The following is a 16,045-nucleotide window of genomic DNA, read 5'->3' as shown; positions in this document are numbered from 1 at the left end:
CGCGAGGCCCTACGCGGGGGCGTCGGCAAGACAGAGGCAGAACGGGTGGCCCGCGGGGTCGAGGAACACCCGGAAGGACGTGCCCGGCTGGTGCTCGTGACGGGTGGCACCGAGGGCGATGACAGCGGCCTCTCCCTCGTCCAGGTCGTCCACGTCGACGTCGAGGTGCAGCTGCTGCGGGACGTCCTGCCCGGGCCACTCGGGTGCGCGGTAGTCGTCGATGCGCTGGAAGTGGAGGTAGTGGTCTCCCGAGAAGACGGTGGCCCAGGTGCCGTCGGGATCGGACTTCGCCGTCCAGCCGAGGAGTGCGGCGTAGAACTCCGCCATCCGGGTCGTGTCGGGGCAGTCGAAGACGAACTGGGGATTGCGTGCGATGGCCATGACCCGACGCTAGACGGCACCACCGACAGTCCTGCCGACCTCGATCCAGCGGTTCAGTGCCGCCACCATCTCGCGCGGCTCGTCCGCCCAGATCGACAGCGACGTTGCCTCGACCGGGCCCTTGCTCGTGCTGACCGTGAGCGGGTGCGTGAGCCGGACGAGCACGTTGACCCGGTCGTTGACCGGCATCTGCACGTCGATGCCGTCCGCGGTCGTCCGGGGCTGGAGCGAGCGCAGTCCCCCGTCGACATCACGGTTGTCGGTGCGGGCCGAGGCGATCTGGTCGCGTGGGACGTCGAGCCGGGCGAACTTCCCGAACCGCAGCACCAGCTCCTGGTCGCCGACGAGGTGGGGGTAGACCTTGATGCTGGCCAGCAGGCCGAGCATCCAGACCAGTCCCCAGATGCCGATCACGAGCAGGGCGATGCGTACCCCGTGCCACGGCACCAGCACGTGGGCGAGCGGGAGCTCGCACACCGACCCGAAGATCCACAGCCAGAGGACGGGGGTGACGAGCCGGCTGTAGCCCCAGGCGTCAGCACCCTCCGGCACCGCCGGTCGGCGTCCGACCCAGCGCCCGAGGGCGATGTAGAGCTGCACCTCGAGCACGACGAAGCGCCACCCGAGGCGGGCCGAGCGACGTACCACGCTCACCCCCACTCCTCCTCGAGGCGGCGGCGCAGGCGGTCGACGACACCGTCGAGCGTGCGGCGGAAGTCGCGCAGCTGTCGCTCGGAGAGTCCGCCGAACAGGACGTCGTGCATCTCGGCGTGACCGGCCACCATGGTGGCGAGCAGGGCCGCGCCCGCATCAGTGAGGGTGACCAGGACCGCGCGGCGATCCGTCGGGTGCGGGGCCCGGGCCACGTGCCCGCTCGCGACCAGGCCGTCGACCAGGCCGGTCACGTTGCGAGGCGTCACCGCGAGCGCGTCCGCGAGCACCCGCTGCGTCACCGGCCCACCACGCAGGACCCACAGCAGGTGAGCACGCGCCTCGGTCAGGCCGTCGCGCTCGAAGGACACCTGCATGTCGCGGTTCAGCAGGCTCACCAGCTCGAGGACACGGTCGAGGGCCGTGGGCTCACCGGTCTGCGCATCCGTCATGTCGTGAACATACTTCACAATGTTGTCACTTCTCGATATCGATCGTGCTCCGCACGAACGTGCAGGCGATCGAGGCGGCCGTCCACAGGCCGATGAGCCCGTTGTTTCAGACGTCGGCGACCGCACACGCTGCGGACATGACCTCAGCCGAGAACCCCGTCGACCAGCCGCTGCTCCCCACCCACGACCTCACCGTCGTCGTCCCACGCCAGTGGGTCACCCGGCGGGCTCCCGAGCGCGGCATCGCGGTCACCGCCCGCGCCCGGACCGTCCCCGCGAGCGGTTTCCCACCCGGCCTCGTGCTCCAGACGGCACCCCGTGCCGACGACCCGGTCGAGACCCTCCGCTCGCAGCTCACCGACCTGGAGGTGGAGGACTCCGACGCCTTCGACCTCGAAGGACGCCCGGTCACCTACCTCCGGTTCTCCCACCGGGTCGGCGTGAGCGACGTGATGTGCGAGCAGTGGCGCTGGGTCGTGGACGGAGCGGCGGTGACCCTCACCGCGTCGATGGCGCGCGACGACTACGCCGACTACTGCGACGTGTTCGAGGAGGTCGCGGCGAGTGTCGAGTTCAGGCCCGTACGACGCGCCGCGTGACCCGGACCCGGGCGCCCCGACGCGGGACGCTGGTGATGTTGCGGACCCGCGGCACGTCCGAGCCGACCGACGCGACGTCGTACCTGCTGAAGACCTGGCGCAGCACCTCGACGCCCTCCATCAGCGAGAAGCCGGCACCGATGCAGCGCCGGACCCCGCCGCCGAAGGGGATCCACACGTTCAGCGCCGGCACGTCGCCCGAGGAGGCGAGGAAGCGCTCCGGCCGGAAGACGTCCGGGTCGGGGAAGTTGTCCTCCTGCTGGTGGCTCAGGATGATCGAGGGCCCCACGGTGGCACCGACGGGAAGGTCCCAGCCGCCGACCGTGGTCGGCTCCATCAGCGTGCGCACCACCATCGGGATGATCGGGTGCAGACGCATCGACTCCTTGAACACCGCCTCCAGCCACGCGTCGTCGCCCTCGTCCACCGCCCGCTGCGTGCGGGCGAGCAGGTCAGGGCTGCGACCGATCTCGATCAGGGCCCAGGACAGTGCCGAGGCGGTCGTCTCGTGACCGGCCAGCAACAGGGTGACCAGCTGGTCGCGCAGCTCGGTGTCGTCCAGGCCGCTGTCCGGGTCCTCCGGGTCGGTCGCAGCGAGCAGCCGGGACAGGACGTCGGTGCGGCTTTCCAGGTCGGTCGCCGCCCGGCGCTCGCGGATCTCGGCGTACATCAGGCGGTCCAGGTCCACCTGGTTCTCGACGGTACGACGCCAGGGACCCATCTTCTGCAGGCGCGGGTACGCCCAGCCCAGCAGGATCGCGGGGTTGATGTCGACCGTGTGGTTGACGGCCGGACGCAGCCGGGCCAGGCGCTCCTCGTCGGTCACGCCGAAGACGACCCGGAGGATCACCTCCAGGGTGAGCGCGTTCATCCGCTCGAGCGAGCGGAAGGTCTCCCCCGCGCGCCAGCCCTCGACCTCGGCGCCGGCGACGTCGCCGACCAGCACCCGGTAGCCACGCAGGGCATGGCCGAGGAAGGCCGGCATCAACAGCTTGCGGGCGCGGTGGTGCTCACCACCGTCCTGCAGCAGCAGCGAGTGCTCGCCCATGATCGGCCCCAGGATCGCGTTGCCCTTGCCCGCGTGGAAGACAGCGGGGTCGCCCGCGAAGATCTCCTTGGTCACCTCGGGGCGGGCGAAGAGGACCAGCGGACGGTTGCCCGGGATCAGGTTGACCGTGAAGGCGTCGCCGTAGCGACGCTGCAGCCACGGGTGGAACTGGTGGCGGAACCTCATCAACGCCACGGTCTGCAGCAGCGCGGGCCACTTCGGCCCCGGCGGCAACGAGTCCATCGGGATGGGCGGCAGGCCACGACCGCCGAGCACGCTGGAGTTCCGGAACCTGCGCAGGGTGAGGTCGCGGGTGTCAGCCACCCGGTCCGCTTCGATGGTCACGACCCCGACGCTACGCCTCGCCCGAGCCCGCGACAGCCTCCCAGGGTAGGAGATCGGCGGGCCCGGTCCCGGCCCTCACCGACCTCACCCCTGGGGCAGGAGGTCGTCGCGGTGCGCGATCGCCGCCGCCTCGGTCCGACTCGCGGCACCGAGCTTCCCGAGGATGTTCGAGACGTGGACGCTGACCGTCTTGGTGCTGATGAACAGCTGCTTGCCGATCTCGCCGTTGGAGCGCCCCTCGGCGACGAGGGTCAGGATCTCGACCTCGCGAGCGGTCAACGCCGCAGCGCCTGCCTCAGCGGGCGCCCCGTGCCGCGACGACGCCGGGCGGACCTCCGGGACGCGGGGGTCGAGGGCGTCGAGGAGGACCAGGGCCGGCGCAGCGAGGCGGTCAGCGATCGCGCGTGCCGCATCGGCCTCCTCCCGGGCCCGGGCCGGATCGCCGGTGAGCCGCAGGATCTGGGAGTGCGCAGCGCGCACCCGCGCCTCCTCGGGGACGTGCCCGAACTTCGTGGCGGCATCGACCGTCGTCGCCCAGGCCGCGAGCAGCTCCTCCCGGTCGTTCGCGCCGGTGCCGGCGAGCCAGCGCACCCGCAGGTGCTCAGCGGTGAGCCGGACGTCCCAGAACCGACCCTCCGGACCCCACGGTCCGCCGTTCTCGCGGAACCACGCGACCACGGTGTCCCCGTCGGCCCGCAGTCGCTCGGCGCGCTCGGCCAACGACCTGCGCTCAGCAGCGCTCGCGGCCGGCAGCGCCCGGGCGATCGCGCCGAGGGTCTGGGCGGCGAGGCGGATCCGCGCCGCGAAGCGCTCCTGCCAGATCCGGGAGACCACCTCGACGACGTCGTCGTAGACCGCGATCGCCGCGGTCGCCTCACCCCGCGCGCCCAGGAGCTCGATCTCGACACCGGCGCTGTGGACGGCCACACCGCCCTCGTCGGCCCAGAGGGTCCGCAGACGGCGTACCCGGTCGATCACGTCCTCGCCGCGCGCTCCGAGCACCGCGAGGCGGACCGGCTCGACGATGCCGCGCGGGATGACCGGGCCGGACACGTCGTCGACGACGTCGGTCAGCCGGAGCACGTCGTCCCACTCGCCGAGGAGGTGCTGCACCAGGGTGAGCTGCCAGCGGGACTCGATGATGTACGGCGCCCACGGGAGCCCCGCGCGCTGCCCGCAGTCGACGCTGGAGCGGAACCAGCGGGTCGCGGCCTCCCACTCCCCCGAGTCCTGGTGCGAGCGGCCCAGCAGGAACCGGCCCCGGACCTCGGCCTGGAAGGCGCCCGCTTCCGCGGCCCGCTCGACGGCTGTCTCCAGGGCTGCGCGCAGGGCTTCCTGCTCGGAGCCGTCGACCCGCTTGACCCGCAGGCTGCTCAACGTGGTGACGACCTCGGAGACGAGCACCGGCATCGCCAGCCGCTCCGCCAGTCCGAGGGCCTCGGTGGCGAACCCCTCGGCCTCGTCCTCACGACTCAGGTTGGCCAGGACCCGGGCATGGGTGGCGAGGACCTTCGCCCGCAGCGGGCTCTCCCCCTCGGGCGCCAGCGCCACTGCCTCCGCCGACACCGCACCGGGGTCGAGGTCGGTCTCGATGATGCAGAGGAGGTAGGCGTGCTCGCTCAGCAGGCGGGCCCGTGCCGTTGCCGGGGCATCCGCCGGCAGCCTGTCGACCTGGTGGGCGAGCAGGTGGGCGGCGCGCAGGGTGTCGCCGCCAGTGGTCAACGCAGTCGCCGCCTTCACGACCAGCTTGGCGTGGTCGAGACCGAGACGTTGCGCCCGCTCGGGGTCCTCGAGCAGCTCCAGGGCCTGCTCGTAGTGGTGCGCGGCTTCGTCGGGTCCACCGACGGCCATCGCCTCGTCGCCCGCCTCGACGCTGGCCGACAGGGCACGATCGAGGTCGTTGCCGCGCCGGGCGTGGTAGGCGAGCTCGGCGGCCGTGCCGAGCGCCGAACCGTCGAGCAGGGCCGCGACGAACCGCGCGTGGAGCCGCACCCGCTCGCCGGGCAGGAGGTCGTCGTACACCGCCTCGCCGAGCAACGCATGACGGAAGGCATAGCGGTGTCCGCTGGCCTCGAGCACGTTCATCTCGATGGCCTGGCGCACCCCGGCCTCGAACTCGTCGACGGGCAGGTCCGCGGTCGCGGCGAGCAGGTCGTGGGAGATCCGCCGGCCCGCGACGCAGCCGACGCGCACCACGTGCCGAGCGTGGTCGGAGAGCCGGTCCAGGCGCACCAGCAGGAGGTCGGCGAGGTCGCCGGGCACGTCGTCGTCGGCCCCCGGGTCGGAGGCGACGAGCTCCTCGACGAAGAAGGCATTGCCCTCCGCGCGGCTGACGATCCGGTTGACGGAGCGCTCGTCGAGGGCGTCCGGGGACAGCTCGTCGACCAGGGCGCGCACCGCTGCCTCCTGGAGAGGTCCGAGCGCGAGCCGACCGACCTGGGGCAGCCGGGACCACTCGGCGACCTGGCGCCGCAACGGGTGGCGCCGGTGGAGGTCGTCGGAGCGGTAGGACCCCACGATGGCCACCGGCCGCGCGAAGGCCCGGGTGAACAGGAACCCGAGCATCTCGCGGGTCGACTGGTCGGCCCAGTGCAGGTCCTCGACGATCAGCAGGACCGGCGCCTCGGTCGCGGCCGTCTCGAGCAGCGCGTGGACCGCGACGAAGGTGTCGCCCCGATCGGTCGCGTGGCCGGGTTCGCCGGAGCCGTCGTCGCCGACGAGGCGGGTACGCCGTCCGGGCTGCAGCCGGGTCAGGGCCGGGTGGACCGCCGCGACGGCCTCGACGAGCTCCGGGTGCTCGTTGCCCAGCCGGCCGAGCACCTCGCTGAAGGGGAGATAGGGCAGTGCGCTGTCCCCGAAGTCGAGACAGTGGCCGGCGAGCACCTGCCAGCCCTCGGCGAGGGCGTGGTCGCGCAACGCACGCAGCAGGCGGGTCTTGCCCACGCCGGCGTCGCCCGAGAGCAGGACCGAGCGGTGGGCCGTGCCGGACCCCGCCGCGCTGATGGCGTCGGCGAGCACGGAGGTCGCCTCGGCGAGCTCGGTGTCGCGCCCGACCATGGTCAGGCTGCTGTGTGCGGGCACGGGCACCATCATGGCGCCCCGCGCCGACAGGGTGGTCACGTCCGAGGGGTCGGTCAGCGCGCGTGCCGCTCGATGGTCGGGTCGGCAGCGGCGAGCCGACGCAGCCAGGACGCCCTGGTGCGGCCCGCCCGGCTGGCGGCGATGCCGAGCATGGCGCGCTGACGACGGTAGGAGTTCTCTGCGTTGAAGAAGTAGTCATTGCTCATGACGTCGAGACTCGTCGTCTGAGGTAGGCACCCACATCGGGCAGCTGCCCTAGGTCGACCCCCCGCCTACCTCATTCCCCCGTCGGCACCGGGTGGAATGATCGCGGGGTGGAGTTCGCCGAGGTCGTCCGTCGCCGCCGGATGACGCGCGCCTACACGGCCGACCCCGTGGACCCCGCCGTGATCGAGCAGGCGCTCGACCTGGCGACCCGGGCGCCGAGCGCCGGCCACTCGCAGGGCTGGGCGTTCCTCGTGCTCGACACCCCCGAGAGCGTCCGCGGTTTCTGGACGGCCCAGAGCGACGCCGCCGCCGAGGGCGGCTCCCCGGACCGCTGGCTGGCGGGGATGATGAGCGCCCCCGTGGTGATCGTCCCGTGCAGCCGCCGCGCGGCCTACCTCGACCGCTACGCCGAGCCCGACAAGACCCGCGCCGGCCTCACCGACCACGACGCCTCCCGGTGGGCGATGCCCTACTGGCACCTCGACACCGCGATGGCCTCCCTGCTGATCCTGCAGTCGGTCACCGACGCGGGCCTCGGTGGCTGCTTCTTCGGACTCGTCCCCGGCAGGGTCGACGCCGTGAAGGCCGTCCTCGGACTGGTCGACTCCGCGACCGACGAGGCGCCCCACCCGATCGGCGCGATCACGGTCGGCCACCCGGCGCCCCGTTCCGAGGGAGCCCGCGGATCGGCGAGCCGCCGGCGTCGTACTCCGTGGGAAGAGGTGGCCCACCGGGGTCACTGGGGCGCGGGCTGGTCCGGCACCGACTCGTCCGGCACGGGCGGGGAGGTCTGACCGGATGCGGCCGAGCTCCACCATCACCCACCTGTCCCCCGACGAGCTGCGCGGCAACCAGGAGGTCCTGCCCCGCGTCGCTCTCCTGTTGCGGCCCTACCGCAGCAAGATCGCACTGGTGCTCGTGGCCGTCGTGGCGGCCGCGGCGCTGCAGTCCGTCGTCCCGTTCCTGACCCGCGCGGTCTTCGACGACGCGCTGTTCCCGCTCGACGGCGGCGACCCGCGCCTGCACCTCTTGGCCTGGCTGGTCGCCGGGATGTGCCTGATCCCCGTCGTCACCGCGCTGATCGGGATCGGCCAGAACTGGCTGACCTCCACGGTCGGGAACTCCGCGATGGCCGACCTTCGTGGCGATCTCTTCGAGCACCTGCAGAAGATGGAGCTCGCGTTCTTCACCGCGACCAAGACCGGTGCGATCCAGTCGCGGCTGGCCAACGACGTCGCGGGCGTGCGCACGGTCCTGACCGACACGGCGACCTCGATGGTGCAGAACTCCGTCACCGTGGCCGCCGCGTTCGTCTCGATGCTCGTGCTGTCGTGGCAGCTGACGATCCTGACCCTGATCGTGATGCCGCTGTTCGTCTTCCTCCAGCTGCGGGTCGGCCGACGTCGCCAGCGTCTGGCGCGGCGCACCCAGGAGTCGCTGTCGGAGATGACGGCGATCACCGAGGAAGCCCTGTCGGTGAGCGGGATCCTGCTCGCCAAGGTGTTCAACCGGTCCGAGTCGGAGGTCGAGCGCTACCGCCGGGCCAACGTCCGCCAGACCCGGCTCCAGGTCGAGCAGGCGATGACCGGCCGGACCTTCTTCGCCGTCGTGCAGACGTTCTTCGCGATCACGCCTGCCCTGATCTACCTCGTCGCCGGCTGGATCATCACCGGCTCGGCGCCGGTCGGGGAGGACGCCCTGACCGCGGGCACCCTGGTCGCGTTCACCACCCTGCAGGGCCGGCTCCAGATGCCGCTGCTCCAGCTGATGCGGGTGTCCCTCGACGTGCAGACCTCGCTCGCGCTGTTCCGCCGGATCTTCGAGTACCTCGACCTCGAGCCCGCGATCACCGAGCGACCCGGCGCCGTCGCCCTCGACGCCGACGGGCTGCGCGGCCGGGTGGAGTTCCGCGACGTCCGGTTCCGCTACCCCGAGCTGCGCTCGCTGTCCGGCGCGGCCGACCGGGACCGCTTCGGTGAGTCCGGCGTGCGCATCGACGACCCCGACGGCGCGGAGCGCACCCTGGGGCCGACCTGGGCACTCGACGGCGTCTCCCTCGTGGTCGAGCCCGGTCAGCTCGCCGCGATCGTGGGGCCCTCGGGCAGCGGGAAGACGACGGCGACGTACCTCGTCCCGCGCTTCTACGACGTCACCGAGGGCGCCGTCCTCATCGACGGGCACGACGTACGCGACCTGACGCAGTCATCGCTGGCCGACGCGGTCGGCATGGTCACCCAGGAGCCCTACCTCTTCCACGGGACGATCCGCGACAACATCGCCTACGCCCGGCCCGACGCGACCGCCGAGCAGATCGAGCAGGCCGCCCGCGACGCCAACATCCACGATCGGATCATGGGCTTTCCCGAGGGCTACGAGACGATCACCGGCGAGCGTGGCTACCGCCTCTCCGGCGGCGAGAAGCAGCGGCTCGCGATCGCCCGGGTGCTGCTGAAGGACCCCCCGATCCTGATCCTCGACGAGGCCACCTCGGCCCTCGACAACGAGACCGAGCGCCTGGTCCAGGAGGCCCTCGAGCGTGCCACCCGTGCCCGCACCACCATCGCGATCGCGCACCGTCTCTCCACGATCCGCTCCGCCGACGTCATCTTCGGCCTCGAGGACGGACGCCTCGTCGAGCACGGCACCCATGACGACCTGATCCGCGCCGGCGGCCTCTACAAGCGTTTGTACGACGAGCAGTTCTCCCGCGAGCCCCACGGCCGCCCCCACTGCGACGACCGCCGGGCCGACGTCCCCCTCTGACCCCGATGTGCGGTAGTCCCGGGTCAAAAGCACCGGGACACGCCGGTTGAGGGTGCTTTTGACCCGGGACTACCGCAAACCGGACCGCAACCAGGCGGACTGATCACCCGATCCGATACCTCAGGAACCTCTGTCGTTGGAGCTCGGACAACCCGCGCCGGGCGACGACGGTTCCCGTCGAGACCCACCAGCGCGGCGGCTCCACGACCCAGGAGCGAGGGCCAGCACGAAGCGCAGCCCGCTGATGGGCGGCGTACAGCCGGGCGAGGAAGTCGCCGGGCCGGTCCCCCGACAGCCAGCGCACCATCTCCACACCGTGGTCGGCGAAGACCTCGTCGCGCGTACGGTCGGCGCGCCGTTGATCCCGGCCGAGATGGACCACCCCGTCGTAGTCGGCCGCGACCCCGGCCGCCACGTCGATCAGGTCAGGGGTGCCGAGGTGCCGGCCCTCGTGGTCGAACAGCGGGAGGTTGCACCGCGGCCGGGCACCCTCGATCCCGGCCTGCCACAGGAGACGCATCGAGACCTCGCGGGGCGACCAGGCGTTCTCGTCGGCCAGCGCGAGCGCCTCCCGTGCCTGCGGCACCCCCGTCCACGAGGACTGGTGCGAGATGACCTCGCTGACCTCGGCGATGGACACCAGATCGGAGTACGCCGCCATGTCGAGCGCCACGACCGCCTCCCGCAACGAGTCGGCGCGCCGCATCAGGAAGGCGACCGTCCATGCCGGCACCGTCACGGGCACTCCGTCGACGACCGCGATGTTGTCGGGATGGGTCCCCTCGCCGCAGACGACGAACCCCGGCTGCGCCTTGACGTCCCGGGTGCTGATCAGGAGCTCGACCGGAAGCGCATTGCCTGCCGCATCCACGCCGCCGAACCACGCCCCGCCCCACCAGTGCAGTGCAGCCCAGCCGGTGATGGCCTGTCCCTCGGGCACGACGACCGAGGCCTCGACGATGCGTTGGTCTGCAGACTCACCGTCCACCGAGGTCGGCGTGTAGAAGCCGAAGCTCGACCGCCGGTAGTTCCGGCGGTTCCGGGCCGCGCTCCTGGTCGGGCCGTGCTGCCCCGTCGGGTCCAGACGGGCTGGTCGCACCAGCCCCGGTCTCGGCTCCTCCCACTGCACCATGCCCGGAAGGTTGCGTCGGACCGGTCACTCCTCGACACCCACCGAGAAACCGCCTGTGCAAGGACCACGTCGTCCACAGCCTTGGCGCACTCAGGTGGCTCCGCCCGCGGTAGTCCCGGGTCAAAAGCACCCGGAAACCGCGTGTCGCGGTGCTTTTGACCCGGGACTACCGCAGACGGTCAGGGTTCGATGAGTCCCGCGCGGATGGCATAACGGGTCAGCTGGGTGCGGTCGCTCATGCCGAGGCGGGCGAGGATGTTGGCGCGGTGGCTCTCGACGGTCTTGAGGCTGATCGACAGCAGCCGGGCGATCTCCTTGGACGAGCGGCCCTCGGCAATGAGCTTGAGCACCTCGTCCTCGCGGGGGGTCAGTACGGCGGGTGGGAGCCTCTCGCCCCGCGCGAGTCGGTCGAGGTAGTCGCGCACGAGCGCCCCCATCGCCCCCGGGTAGGCGAAGGCCTCGCCGCGCATGGCCGCCCGGCAGGCCTCGACGAGGTCCTCGTCGACGACGGACTTCAGTACGTAGCCGCTCGCGCCGAGCTTGAGGGCCTCGAAGAAGTACTGCTCGTTGTCGTACATCGACAGCATCAGGATCCGCGGTGGGTCGCGGCGGCGGTTGATCTCGCGCGCCGCCTGGAGCCCGGTCAGCACCGGCATCGCGATGTCGAGCACGACCAGGTCCACCTCGGTCTCGCGCAGCAGCGCCACCGCCTCCGCACCGTCGGCGGCCTCGGCGACGACCTGGAGGTCGGGTTGCTGCTCGAGGATCAGGCGGACCCCGCGTCGTACGAGCGCATGGTCGTCGGCCAGCAGGATCCGGATCACGCGCCCAGCCCCTGCCCGGGCAGGCCCGTCGGCACCCGCAGTCGTACGACGGTGCCGTGACCGCCCGACGAGACGATCTCGACCGAACCGCCCACGAGACCGGCCCGGTCTCGCATCCCGCTCACCCCGGCACCGGCCCGCACGGCTCCGTCGAACCCGATCCCGTCGTCCTCGATCTCCAGCTGCAGCTCGCCGCCCACGCGGAGGAGCGACAGGCCGACGCGGGTGGCGCGGGCATGCCGCACGACGTTCGTCAGCGCCTCCTGGGCGACCCGGTAGACCACGAGCTCCGTGTCGTGCGGCAGCTCGGGCAGCCCCGGCGCGAAGGTGCGCCGGACCACGGGTCCGCCATGGGCGGCCACGTCGGTCGCGAGTGCCGCGAGCGCGGCCTGCAGGCCGAGGTCGTCGAGGACTCCGGGACGCAGCTCGCGGGCGACCCGTCGTACGTCGTCCAGACCGGCACGGGCGCTCTCTCGCAACAGGTCGAGCTCGGCCGCGAGCTCGGCGGGCGCACGGTCGGCGACCTGCTTCAGCCCGAGCAGCACCACCGTCAGGCTCTGGCCCACCTGGTCGTGCAGCTCCCGCGCGATCCGGTGCCGCTCGGCCTCCTGCGCCGCGAGGGCCTTGGCGTTGCTCGTCGACCGCTCCGTCTCCAGCCGGTCGATCATCGCGTGATAGCTCCGGACCAGCCTGCTCCCCGCCCCGTCGCCGCCCGGGTCGCCGTCGCCGAGCCGGGCGACGGTGCCGTCGATCGGCGCGGTTCCCATCGCCCGGATCACCCGGTCGACGGGCGCGAGCGCGGTGTGGAGCAGGAAGGCGTTGGCGGCGAGGACGACGGCCAGCCCCACGACGAGGACGAGCACTTCGGACACCACGACCCTGGCGGAGATCCGCGCCGGGGACAGCACGAGGACGAGCGTGCCCGCCAGCAGGACGGCCCCGTTGATGAGGCAGACCTTCCAGTACAGGGAGGAGGTGGACAGGCGCACCCCCACACCTTCCCCGACCGGGGGCGCCGGGACCAGCGAACAGGCCCCGTCCGGCCACAAATGGGTGGAGGACCCCATACGCCCGCGGCGGGGCAGCGCCTTGACTTGAGGCATGCCCCGATGGACCGAACTGCGCCGCGCACTGGCCCGTGCCGTGACGACCGGAGGGACCCACGGCCACGTCACCGAGGCCGTGACGGTTCCCCTGGCCGTCCGCGGTCGTACGACGGACGGCGCCGACCTCCGCCTGCTGGTGGACGTGACCCTCGCACCGGATGCGCCCGCCGCCGGGCCCGATCTCGAGCGCATCGCGCAGGCACTCGTGCCTCCCGCCGTACGACGCTGGGTCGGCCAGCACGAGCTCGACCGCCTGCAGGCCGCACTGCCCACGGCGCGTGCCGGGCTCGAGGCCTCGGTGCAGCCCGAGATCGAGGCCCTCGGCGCGCGCCTCCTGCGGCTCGACGTCGTCGCCGTCGAGCACCTCCTCACCTCGCCCTCCGCCGAGCCGGACCACGGTGATGCGGAGTGAGCGACAACGGAATCCTCGAGGTGGCGGTGTCCGCCGGGATGATCTGCGCGGCCATCGGCTTCGCCGTCGGACTCGCGATCGGCCGCGGCCGCCAGCCCCGCTGGGCCGAGAAGGGCTCCTTCGTCCACAAGGTCTCGATCGGGTTCGCGACCCTCGACCGGATGGACGCCGTCCTGCTCCGCTTCGAGGTGGAGGAGGACTCGCGCCTGGCCGGTGTCGAGATCGGCGAGCTCCGGATGCCTCCCGGATCCGCGGTGTCGCTGGTGACACGCGGTCCGGTGGCTTTGGTCCCCGAGGAGCGCACCACGCTGCGTGTCGGCGACCAGGTCCTGGCCGTCGCCGCGCGTGGTCAGGTCGGAGAGGTCGAGGACCGCCTGCGGTCGGTGAGCCTGCACGGCCGCCTCGCCGGCTGGTACGAGCGACTCGACCCGGGCACCGCCGCCGAGACCCACCTCCCCCAGCGGAGGGCCGGGTGATCCTCACCTCCGCAGCCCTCTCGGTCTTCATCGTCAGCTACGCACTGATCGCGACCGAGCGGATCCACCGGGTCGCGGCCGCCCTCGGCGGTGTGGCCGCGATGGTCGTGATCGGCCTGGTCGATGCGAAGTCCGCCTTCTTCGACCACCACACCGGCATCGACTGGAACGTCATCTTCCTGCTGTTCGGGATGATGATCATCGTCGGCGTCCTCAAGCAGACCGGGCTCTTCGAGTTCCTCGCCCTCTGGGCGGCCCTCAAGTCCGGCGGAGATCCCTACCGCCTGCTGGTACTGCTGGTCCTGATCAGTGCGACGGTGGCGCCGATCCTCGACAACGTCACCTGCGTCCTGCTCGTCGCACCGGTCACCCTCTCGGTCTGCCGCCAGCTGGGACTGCCCTCGGCGCCGTACCTCATCTCGCTGATCCTCGCCTCCAACATCGGCGGTACCGCGACGCTCATCGGCGACCCGCCCAACATCATCATCGGCAGCCGGGCCAACCTGAGCTTCACCGACTTCCTCGTGCACTCGCTGCCGCTCACCGTGATCCTGCTGGCGCTGTTCGTGGTGATGGCGCGGTGGCTGTTCCGCAAGGACCTGACCGGTTCGATCGACGTCGGCAACACCCTCGGCGACCTGCGCCCGGTCGATGCGATCACGAACATGCGGATGCTGGTGCGCTGCCTGATCGTGCTCGGCCTGGTGATGGTCGCCTTCAGCCTCCACACCGTGCTCCACATCGATCCGTCGATGGTCGCGATGATGGGCGCCGGCGCGACGGTGCTGGTCTCACGCACCGAGCCGGAGGAGTTCCTGGAGGAGGTCGAGTGGGGCACCCTCGCCTTCTTCATGGCGTTGTTCGTGCTCGTCGGCGCACTGGTCCAGGTCGGGGTGATCGGCAAGATCGGCGAGGTCGCGGCCGAGGCCCTCGGCGATCGGGAGTTCCTCGCCTCGACGGTGCTGCTGTTCGGCTCCGGACTCGTCGGCGCCTTCGTCGACAACATCCCCTACACGACGGCGACCGTGCCGGTCGTGGAGGAGATGGTCGCGGCCAGCTCGTCCAGCGGCGCCGACAGTCCCCTGTGGTGGTCGTTCGTCTTCGGCGCCGACCTCGGCGGCAACGCGACAGCAGTCGCCGCCGGTGCCAACGTGGTCGTGCTCGGCATCGCGGCCAAGGCCGGCGAGCCGATCAGCTTCTGGCAGTTCACCAAGTACGGCGTCGTGGTCACCATCGCGACCCTGCTCGTCGCCTGGGGCTACGTCTACCTCCGCTACTTCGGCCTGTCCTGATCGCTCCCGGCCCCGGCAACCGGGCAACTGGGCGTCCCGGGCGTCAGCCCAGCCCGAGGATCCGGACGCACTCCAGCGCGACGTACAGCTCGGCGGCGTCGACCGGCCGCGCGAGGTCGCGACCGGTGACCTCCTCCAGCCGGCGTACGCGGTAGCGCACCGTGTTGCGGTGCACGTGGAGGGCCTGGGCGGCGGTCGAGGTCGAGCCACCCGCGGCGAGCCAGGCCCGCGCGGTGTCGATCATCACCACGCGGTCCTCGGGCGGCAGCGCCAGGACCGGCCCGAGCACGGCGTGCACGAGCACCCGCGCCTGGTCCGGGCTGCTCGCGAGGAGCACGGCGAGCGGGTCGGCGCCGAACCGACCGACCGCGACCGCGCTCGGTGACAGCGCGACACAGGCCACGCGAGCCTGCCGGAGCGCCTCCTGGATCTCGTCGAGCCGCGGGACGACGGCGCTCACCCCGACCCGCGCCCTGGCCAGCCCGGCCAGGACCTCGACGAGCTGGTCGACCCCGAAGCCGAGCCGCATCGCGACGACACCCTCCTGGTGGTCGTGGTCCAGGCGCCAGGCCGAGCGGACATTGGTACGCCGGAGCACGCGTTCGACGTCGGCGAGCCCCTCGGTGCCGGGCGTCGGCGACTCGGCCGACACCACGACGTACTCCGTCGCGCGCCCGAGGTCGAGCATCCCGGCGGCCTCGCCGACATGGGCGGTCGCGTCGGCGTCGCCGTCGAGCAGCGCGCCCACGAGCACCGCTCGCATCTGGCCGTCGCGGCGCACCCGATCGGCGAGCGCACGTCGGTAGGCGTCGGTCACGTCGGCGGCGAGCTGGTCGCTCACCGCCCAGATGTCGGCGGCCGCAAGGAGGAGGACGTCCCGGGCCTCGGGCTCGGCGCGCTCGACCAGCACCTCCCAGATGAAGCGGGACCCGACCCGGAACGCCTGGAGCACGGTCGCGTAGGGAACGCCCTGCTCGGCGCGGGCCGTGCCGGTCTCGGTCGGGGTGTCGCCGGCCTGCACGTCACCGGCCAGGGTCCCGAGGATGTAGCGGGCGTTGACGGTGCAGGAGGCGATGAGGTCCTCGAAGCTGACGAGGTCACCCTCGTCGTACCCCGGGATCTCCGAGCGGATCCGCGTGGCCATCGCGGCACCGAGCTGCCCGGCCTCGGGCAACAGCCGCGCGCTGAGCTTGCGCACCTCGGCGGCGACGTCGGGACCCTCCACGTCCTGCAGGGTATCGGCGGACGGACATCCTCTGTCCGCCAGCGGATCGCG

16 protein-coding genes are annotated in these 16,045 nt (G+C 72.0%); 6 read left to right on the top strand and 10 right to left on the bottom strand.

Annotation, left to right across the window (positions count from 1 at the left end):
• Positions 1-9: 9 nt before the first annotated feature.
• From ASE01_RS06095 to ASE01_RS06085, 3 genes are read right to left on the bottom strand one after another with little or no spacing between them, the layout of a single operon-like run.
• Positions 10-381 carry a VOC family protein gene (locus ASE01_RS06095; protein ID WP_056749272.1) on the bottom strand — a complete coding sequence of 124 codons (372 nt, stop codon included), beginning with the start codon at positions 379-381 and terminating at the stop codon, positions 10-12.
• 9 nt (positions 382-390) lie between these two features.
• Complete coding sequence (locus ASE01_RS06090; RefSeq protein WP_056749271.1) at positions 391-1,035, bottom strand: hypothetical protein; 645 nt, start codon at positions 1,033-1,035, stop codon at positions 391-393.
• A complete protein-coding gene (locus ASE01_RS06085) occupies positions 1,032-1,484 on the bottom strand; it encodes a MarR family winged helix-turn-helix transcriptional regulator (protein WP_056749270.1) in 453 nt (150 codons plus the stop codon). The genes ASE01_RS06090 and ASE01_RS06085 overlap by 4 nt, the downstream gene beginning before the upstream one ends.
• Positions 1,485-1,621: 137 nt before the next feature.
• On the opposite strand from ASE01_RS06085, the gene ASE01_RS06080 reads away from it, so the two are divergent.
• The gene (locus ASE01_RS06080; protein WP_157537121.1) at positions 1,622-2,083 is read left to right on the top strand and encodes a hypothetical protein; all 462 of its coding nucleotides are present in this window, start codon (positions 1,622-1,624) and stop codon (positions 2,081-2,083) included.
• On the opposite strand, the gene ASE01_RS06075 is transcribed toward ASE01_RS06080, so the two are convergent.
• The 3 genes from ASE01_RS06075 to ASE01_RS24320 all read right to left on the bottom strand — a co-directional run bounded on the left by ASE01_RS06075 (position 2,058) and on the right by ASE01_RS24320 (position 6,763).
• Positions 2,058-3,476: a cytochrome P450 gene (locus ASE01_RS06075; protein WP_235535883.1), complete on the bottom strand. Its 1,419-nt coding sequence runs from the start codon at positions 3,474-3,476 to the stop codon at positions 2,058-2,060. The two genes, ASE01_RS06080 and ASE01_RS06075, sit on opposite strands and share 26 nt — an antisense overlap.
• A gap of 84 nt (positions 3,477-3,560) precedes the next feature.
• A complete protein-coding gene (locus tag ASE01_RS06070) occupies positions 3,561-6,557 on the bottom strand; it encodes a helix-turn-helix transcriptional regulator (RefSeq protein ID WP_162260269.1) in 2,997 nt (998 codons plus the stop codon).
• 53 nt (positions 6,558-6,610) lie between these two features.
• Positions 6,611-6,763: a hypothetical protein gene (locus ASE01_RS24320; protein ID WP_157537120.1), complete on the bottom strand. Its 153-nt coding sequence runs from the start codon at positions 6,761-6,763 to the stop codon at positions 6,611-6,613.
• A gap of 108 nt (positions 6,764-6,871) precedes the next feature.
• Here ASE01_RS24320 and ASE01_RS06065 point away from each other — a divergent pair, with 108 nt between their 5' ends.
• Positions 6,872-7,558: a nitroreductase family protein gene (locus ASE01_RS06065; RefSeq protein WP_056749267.1), complete on the top strand. Its 687-nt coding sequence runs from the start codon at positions 6,872-6,874 to the stop codon at positions 7,556-7,558.
• Positions 7,559-7,562: 4 nt separating this feature from the next.
• On the top strand, positions 7,563-9,527 hold the full coding sequence (locus ASE01_RS06060; RefSeq protein ID WP_056749266.1) for an ABC transporter ATP-binding protein: 1,965 nt from the start codon (positions 7,563-7,565) through the stop codon (positions 9,525-9,527).
• Between the two features lie 103 nt (positions 9,528-9,630).
• On the opposite strand, the gene ASE01_RS06055 is transcribed toward ASE01_RS06060, so the two are convergent.
• The 3 genes from ASE01_RS06055 to ASE01_RS06045 form a co-directional block, all read right to left on the bottom strand.
• On the bottom strand, positions 9,631-10,659 hold the full coding sequence (locus tag ASE01_RS06055; protein WP_056749265.1) for a hypothetical protein: 1,029 nt from the start codon (positions 10,657-10,659) through the stop codon (positions 9,631-9,633).
• 179 nt (positions 10,660-10,838) lie between these two features.
• A complete protein-coding gene (locus ASE01_RS06050) occupies positions 10,839-11,483 on the bottom strand; it encodes a response regulator (protein WP_056749264.1) in 645 nt (214 codons plus the stop codon).
• Positions 11,480-12,472, bottom strand: coding sequence for a sensor histidine kinase (locus ASE01_RS06045; RefSeq protein ID WP_235535882.1), 993 nt, complete (start codon positions 12,470-12,472; stop codon positions 11,480-11,482). The genes ASE01_RS06050 and ASE01_RS06045 overlap by 4 nt, the downstream gene beginning before the upstream one ends.
• A 112-nt stretch (positions 12,473-12,584) precedes the next feature.
• On the opposite strand from ASE01_RS06045, the gene ASE01_RS06040 reads away from it, so the two are divergent.
• Genes ASE01_RS06040 through ASE01_RS06030 form a run of 3 tightly spaced genes read left to right on the top strand, consistent with a single transcriptional unit; the run spans position 12,585 to position 14,769 of the window.
• The gene (locus tag ASE01_RS06040; RefSeq protein WP_056749262.1) at positions 12,585-13,001 is read left to right on the top strand and encodes a hypothetical protein; all 417 of its coding nucleotides are present in this window, start codon (positions 12,585-12,587) and stop codon (positions 12,999-13,001) included.
• Positions 12,998-13,477, top strand: coding sequence for a TrkA C-terminal domain-containing protein (locus ASE01_RS06035; RefSeq protein WP_056749261.1), 480 nt, complete (start codon positions 12,998-13,000; stop codon positions 13,475-13,477). Before ASE01_RS06040 ends, ASE01_RS06035 begins: the two co-directional genes overlap by 4 nt.
• The gene (locus ASE01_RS06030; RefSeq protein ID WP_321164118.1) at positions 13,474-14,769 is read left to right on the top strand and encodes an ArsB/NhaD family transporter; all 1,296 of its coding nucleotides are present in this window, start codon (positions 13,474-13,476) and stop codon (positions 14,767-14,769) included. The genes ASE01_RS06035 and ASE01_RS06030 overlap by 4 nt, the downstream gene beginning before the upstream one ends.
• A 43-nt stretch (positions 14,770-14,812) precedes the next feature.
• Here ASE01_RS06030 and ASE01_RS06025 read toward each other — a convergent pair whose 3' ends face one another.
• Complete coding sequence (locus tag ASE01_RS06025; protein ID WP_056749260.1) at positions 14,813-15,994, bottom strand: PucR family transcriptional regulator; 1,182 nt, start codon at positions 15,992-15,994, stop codon at positions 14,813-14,815.
• Positions 15,995-16,045: the final 51 nt, after the last annotated feature.

Origin of the sequence: Nocardioides sp. Root190, assembly GCF_001428565.1 — a bacterium.
GTDB lineage: Bacteria > Actinomycetota > Actinomycetes > Propionibacteriales > Nocardioidaceae > Nocardioides.
The sequence above is the reverse complement of the archived record's forward strand: the minus strand, read 5'-3'. Positions and strand labels throughout refer to the sequence as shown.